Origin of the sequence: Mycobacterium sp., assembly GCF_025965855.1 — a bacterium.
Taxonomy (GTDB): Bacteria; Actinomycetota; Actinomycetes; order Mycobacteriales; family Mycobacteriaceae; genus Mycobacterium.
In genome coordinates, this window is the sequence record NZ_JAOPWB010000255.1 from 1 (window position 1) to 3,322 (window position 3,322).

The 3,322-nt window shown below is 65.9% G+C and carries 2 protein-coding genes and 1 pseudogene; 2 read left to right on the forward strand and 1 reads right to left on the reverse strand.

Annotation, left to right across the window (positions count from 1 at the left end; translation table 11 throughout):
- Positions 1-109: pseudogene (locus JWP83_RS31330) on the forward strand (TetR/AcrR family transcriptional regulator); the annotation flags it as partial.
- Between the two features lie 3 nt (positions 110-112).
- On the opposite strand, the gene JWP83_RS21825 reads toward JWP83_RS31330, so the two are convergent.
- Positions 113-2,578, reverse strand: a complete 2,466-nt coding sequence (locus JWP83_RS21825; protein WP_297734619.1) for a CoA transferase — start codon at positions 2,576-2,578, stop codon at positions 113-115.
- A 226-nt stretch (positions 2,579-2,804) separates the two neighbouring features.
- Here JWP83_RS21825 and JWP83_RS21830 point away from each other — a divergent pair.
- The coding region (locus tag JWP83_RS21830; RefSeq protein WP_367185662.1) for a hotdog domain-containing protein at positions 2,805-3,322 on the forward strand (518 nt) is incomplete at its 3' end.

A 3,322-nucleotide genomic window follows, 5' to 3' on the forward strand; every position in this document is an offset into this window, starting at 1 on the left:
ACTCAGCGAGGCGCAGTTGCACAACTACGTGGACACCTGGGTCGGCATGCTGACGGCACCGGTGTCTTACGAGACCCGCGCGCTGATCGCAGAGCGCGACGACAACTGATGCTCAGCCGCCGCCGACGATCTCTCTGACTCTCAGGTCGGCGATCGCCGCCTCGTCCAGTCCGATTTCGCGCAGTATCGCATCGGTGTGCTGCCCGATGGTGCATCCCGCGTCGGCCCGTGTTCGTGATCGCGAGAACCGGCATAGCGGCGCGAGCCGACGGTGCTCATCGAATATCGGGCTGTGGGCGTCCACGGCATAGCCTGCCTCGTAGTACGGATCGCTCTGCAGCACCAATTCGGAGTTGGCCTCCACCACCTCGACACACCCAACGTCTTGGGCGCACAGTTCGTTCTCCCACTCCAGTTTGGTCTTCGCCGCGAAAACCGGTGTCAGTGCGGCGATTAGCTCCTCGTCATGCGCCGTGCGGGAGTCGGCGTCGGCAAAGCGCTCGTCGGCGTGCAGGTCGGCGTAGGGCGACACCGCCTTCGCCAGCGCCGGCCATTCGCGTGGCAACGGAGCAGCGAGAAAGACATAACCGTCGGCCGCACGGTACATCCGGTACAAGGCATTTATCCCGAAAAACTGTTCGTCGGCGGGCGTCTCGGCGGGTCGGGACGCATAACTCGCGTTGTAGGCGATCATCGCCTGCTGCACAGTGCCGAGCATCGTCGTGACCACGTTCGTCAGCATCTTCCCGCGGCGCTTGGCGTACAAGGCGACCAGCAGTGCCGAACCGACACCGTGCGCCGCGATCCCGTCGGACTGCACCGCGGGAACGGCCCCGCCCGCGTGGAGTTTGACCGCCCGGCGGTGCAAGTCATCCAGGTCGGTGGGTGGCTCACCCGTGTCGTGACTGTCGACCAGCGCCAGGCCGGACGCCGCACCGACCGACGGTGCGTAGGCCGCACGGTGCGCGAAGGGTCCGTCGACCCCGTAACCGGAGGTTGTCACGAAGGCCAAGTCCGGGTTGACCGCCCGCAGCGAGGCCTCGTCGATCTTCGAGCGCTCTGCCGCTTTGCCCCGGAAGCACTGCAGCACGATGTCGGATCGTTTAGCGAGTTCGTAGACCAGGCCCAGGCCCTCGGGCTTGGTGAAGTCAATCGTGACACTTTCCTTGCCCTGCAACACCTTTGCGCCGCCCGCCTCGGGGAACGCGACTAGGTTGCGGATGTTATCGCCCTCTAGCGGCTCGACCTTGATCACGCGGGCACCCAGGTCCGCCAGCAGTGTCGCGCCGTACGGTCCGGCGAACATGCTGCCGAACTCCAGCACCGTCACGCCCTGCAAGGGCGGGTCGTCGCGGTTCTCGCGCGGTGCGGGCAGCGAGGCCCTGCCCACTTGGCCCACCCGGTCGAAGGTGACCGAGCCGTTGTGCTCGCCGACTCGCGGGGCCGGCCAAAGCGAAGTCAACGGCTTGCCGCCGGCATGAATGAGGGTCGACGGTTGTCGTACGGGTCCGAGATCGGGGTCGATGACGGTGGCGGCACGGCCTTCGTGAGCGGTCTGCGGGTGGTCCAGTGAGTCCTCGGGACTCCGGAACAGTTCGCCGCTCAGGTCGAGGTTCTCCGCCATGGCTTGCTGCCACTCGGCGAGCGTGCGGGCCCCCACCCGCTCGATCATCATGTCCCACCACTCGGTACGCAGGTCGGGCGTCGGCAGCATGGGAAAGCCTTGCCACTTCGGGTCGGCAAGTTCCTTCAGCAGGTCCAGTTCGGTGAGCCAGGCGCCGATCAGTTTGGGCGACACCTGCGCGAACTGCAGCCAGCGACCGTCCTTCGTCGCACACACGAGGAGTGCATAAATGAGGTAGGCCTGGGGCCGGCCCTGATCGTCGTAGGCGGCGTCCATCGGTTCGAAGGCGCCCGGATACCGTTCGAGCACCATCTCGTAGAACCAGTTGTACGGATCCATCGAACCCATGCCGGTGACGAGATTGGTCTCGACGGTTTGGCCGCGCCCACTGCTTTCCCGCTCGAGGAGCGCGGCCAGCACGCCCTGCACAGCGGCGTGCGCGGCACCCCAAGAGGCATAGGAGAACGTCGTATAAGCCGGTCCCGGCCGTGTCGCAAGTCCGCGCTTTTCGTGCATGACTCCCGTCTTCGCCATCACCAGGGCCTCCCAGCCCTTGTAATCGCGAAACGGCCCGGCCGAACCCCAGCCGGTGATCGTCGCGGCGACGAGTCGCGGGTAGGCCTTCGACAACGCGTCGTGGGTAAGTCCTATGCGCTCGGCCGTGGTCGGCCGCATGGTGCTCACCATCACGTCGGCGCGGCGCAACAGAGCACGCAGACGCTCCAAGTCGGCGTCGTCATGCAGGTCCAGTGTGACGCTGCGCTTGCCGCGCAGCAGGGCAGGCCAGCCGGCGAGCTCGCGCAGCGAACTACCGTCCGGTGGCTCAACCATGATCACCTCGGCCCCGCAGTCGGCTAGGAACTGCGTCGCCTGCGCTCCGGGCAGCGTCGTCGATAGGTCGATGACCACGAGATCGGCCAGTGGGCCGTCCGACGCCAAACCGACTCCCGGCATAGTGGCTCCCTACTGAGTACTTGCAGGTGCCGTCACGACGTGTTGTGACGCACGCCACGCCAGCATCGCAGCGCTCAAGATTAATGTCAATGCATTAGTCTTCGAAGATGACCGAGGGGTATGCGACGTGACCTATAAATTGGGCACACAGGGCGGGTTCCCGCCGATGCGGACGTGGCAGGAGCCGGCCGTGCGCAGCCTGGGCGGGGGCGCCGAGTACGGCGAGATGATCGCTGCTCTGCGCGAGTTCCTCGACCACGTGGCCGCGGCGGCGCCGGACGCGGCGACCACAGTTGCGCTAAAACAGGACTTGAACGAATGGGCCGACCGCTTGGCGCAATCCGCAGTCCCCGAGCGGCGACAGATCTTCGCTCGCCGGCTCGATCTGCCCGGACGCGGACAAACCATGTCCCCCAACTTCATTCCGATCGCGGGCGACCACGAGAAAGTCGAGGGGACGGTGACGTTCGGCCGATACTTCCTAGGCGGCGGCGGAGCCGTCCACGGCGGCGCCATCCCACTGCTATTCGATGAAGTGCTCGGGCGACTGGCCAGTAGCGGCGACCGGGCGCCTGCGAGAACCGCGTATCTGCACACCGACTTCCGGTCCATTACACCCGTCGGCGAGGAACTCGCGATACGGGCGTGGTTCGTCAGCGAGCAAGGGCGCAAACGGATCCTTCGCGCTCAACTCACCCATGGCGACACGCTGTGCGCCGAAGCTGAGGGCCTGTTCATCGAGCT